This is a genomic window from Gordonia alkaliphila, from assembly GCF_039542465.1.
In the GTDB taxonomy this organism is placed as follows: domain Bacteria; phylum Actinomycetota; class Actinomycetes; order Mycobacteriales; family Mycobacteriaceae; genus Gordonia; species Gordonia alkaliphila.
The window spans coordinates 1-2,273 of record NZ_BAABIE010000037.1; the positions used below are offsets into that span (position 1 = coordinate 1).

At 58.1% G+C, this 2,273-nt stretch carries 3 protein-coding genes; all 3 read right to left on the minus strand.

From position 1 onward, the window contains the following. Positions 1 to 316 precede the first annotated feature (316 nt). Positions 317 to 850, minus strand: a complete 534-nt coding sequence (locus tag ABD989_RS17570; RefSeq protein WP_345314493.1) for a hypothetical protein — start codon at positions 848 to 850, stop codon at positions 317 to 319. Next, a complete protein-coding gene (locus ABD989_RS17775; RefSeq protein WP_425556563.1) occupies positions 847 to 1,080 on the minus strand; it encodes a TNT domain-containing protein in 234 nt (77 codons plus the stop codon). The genes ABD989_RS17570 and ABD989_RS17775 overlap by 4 nt, the downstream gene beginning before the upstream one ends. 126 nt (positions 1,081 to 1,206) lie before the next feature. After that, positions 1,207 to 1,593, minus strand: coding sequence for a hypothetical protein (locus ABD989_RS17575; protein ID WP_345314494.1), 387 nt, complete (start codon positions 1,591 to 1,593; stop codon positions 1,207 to 1,209). Positions 1,594 to 2,273: the final 680 nt, after the last annotated feature.

Consider the following 2,273-nt stretch of genomic DNA (forward strand, 5'->3'; position numbering starts at 1 on the left):
GCCGACGGCGATCTCCGTTCGATCCGCCACCGTCAGCATCATCCGTCCAAGCCCCACCCGGGTCTCCCGTCGTGCTACCTGCAACCCCTGGTGGCCTGCAGTGTTGCTACGACGCTATGACACCGCCCCTTTGGCCGACGCCTCGCCCGCGTCATAGGTCAGGAACTTCCGACCAGGCCAGGCCACACGTTTCCGAAAACCCACGGGCCAGGAGACCGCGCCGAACCGAGCATTGAGTCGCTGCGAAGGTTCTCGTGCAACCTCAGATCACCTGTTCATGGATCCGTCCCTGCCTTGTCATCGGCCGCGGCGTGACCTACGGCCGCAGCAGGTCCGCGTTAACTTGATCGAGGCTATGCGTGAGAAGGTACGGATCCAGGCCATTTCGCACGCCATCGACAGGAATGTACCTACCTGGATCGCCCCCGATAATCCTATACACCTCCCTGCCGTCTACACACGCGATTTCGACGCCGTCGGACATCGTTCCCTCTGGCTTGAAAAATAGCTGCTCGTAGCCTTTGGATCTACGGTATCCGGATGCGAGACCAGTCGCCATGGCTTTCATTGCCTCGGCAAACTCCCCGTACTCTCCTTCTTCAAATAGCGACCCCCGTTCGAGCCAGTATTGACGTACCGCGCGCCCTTCTCTTCGTATGATGTACCCCGGGTCCCCTCCAGGGCTACGGGCGGAGAGTTCCGGAGCCGGAAACTGGTCGGGAACCTCAGGCCATATCCCTGACCATGCAGGCGTGGCGTCGATCTCAGCATGCCGCTCTCCCCAGAATACGAATAGATCGGAAAACACCCGGAACTCCGATTCGGTAAATCCCATTGGCTGCTGCGTCATACAAAGACTCCGATCTCCATGAGATATTCAATGGGCGAAATACGTGCTTTTTCGATCCACTTCGGGAAATGGATAAGTATCTGAAGCCCACCGCCCGGTTGCTCGAACCAAGGCGCGATTCGGCCGAGATCTAAACGCCAGCCTTCCGGTAGTGGAACATCTCCTACCGTGAAGACATGGTAGCCGTCCCGCAGCGCGTCTGGAGGTAGGGCGCGCTGAGCGGATGGCACCCCCTTCGGGGACAGGAACCTTCCCTACATCTTGCGATCCCTACTGCACTCCGGCCAGCTCGCAGAAAGGGTCAACGCACTCTGAAATACGAAGAGCCGGCTTGCCCCCAGAGCCGTCAATGAACTCTACGGTCGGAGGAGATCTGCATTAACCTCGCTCAGGCTATGCGCAAGCATATAGGGCAATAATCCACCGGGATCACCGTATACCGGGAAGTACCGATCAGGATCGCCGCCGACAATCCGATAGACTTCCACGTCGCCCAAAGATGAGACCTCGACCCCCTCTGGCATTATCCCATCCAATTTGGAGTAGAGTGGCTCGTACCCCTTTGCTCGTCGATATCCCGAGGCGAGAAGGATGGACATCGCCTTCAGTGCGTCAGAGAATTGCCTGAACTCGCCCATATCGTCGAGCGATCCACGTTCGATCCAGTAGCGGTGAACCACTGCCCCTTCTCGTCGGAGCATATACCCAGGATCACCGCCAATCACCCTAGCGGAAATCTCCATTGTCGGGTACCCATGAGGTTCCTGAGGCGTGATTCCAGACCAGTCTGGCCGCACCCCAATCTCCGAATGCCGATCTCCCCAGAACCTAAATAGATCGGCGAACTTCAAATATTCTTGCTCGCTGAATCCAGAGCGCTGATCTACCATTTAAGGAATCCAATCTCTGCAAGGCACTCGAGAATCGTCGTATTGTAGAGCAGTGCAAAATCCTTCGGGGGGTATCTTCACCTGCATCCCTCCCCCGGCCTGTTCGAATAGCGATGACGCAAGTAGGCTCGTTCATGGGTCCTGTGTTGTGGTCCGGGTGGTTGAGGAGCTTCCATGATCACACCCAGGGCCCGCCTTCATCTTGTGGTCGCTCCCGCGCCGCCCGAACCTCACCTACGTACTCTCAGATACGAAGAGCCAGTATTGCGAAGAGTCGACTGGAATATCTGATTGATATAAGAGCCGAGGTCTTTGAAATCATCGAGTCGCTCGACGGCACGATCCCGCACACCTCCAGGACCCGACGATAGCTGGGCGACGGACGCCGCGCATACCACGACCAGCGGCCGGCGGTGTCATAGCGTCGTAGCAACACTGCAGGCCACCAGGGGTTGCAGGTAGCACGACGGGAGACCCGGGTGGGGCTTGGACGGATGATGCTGACGGTGGCGGATCGAACGGAGATCGCCGTC

Bases quoted from the DNA above. Each gene is read 5' to 3' on its own strand.
- ABD989_RS17575 (WP_345314494.1), bottom strand. From the start codon at position 1,593: ATGGAGATTTCCGCTAGGGTGATTGGCGGTGATCCTGGGTATATGCTC.
- ABD989_RS17570 (WP_345314493.1), bottom strand. From the start codon at position 850: ATGACGCAGCAGCCAATGGGATTTACCGAATCGGAGTTCCGGGTGTTT.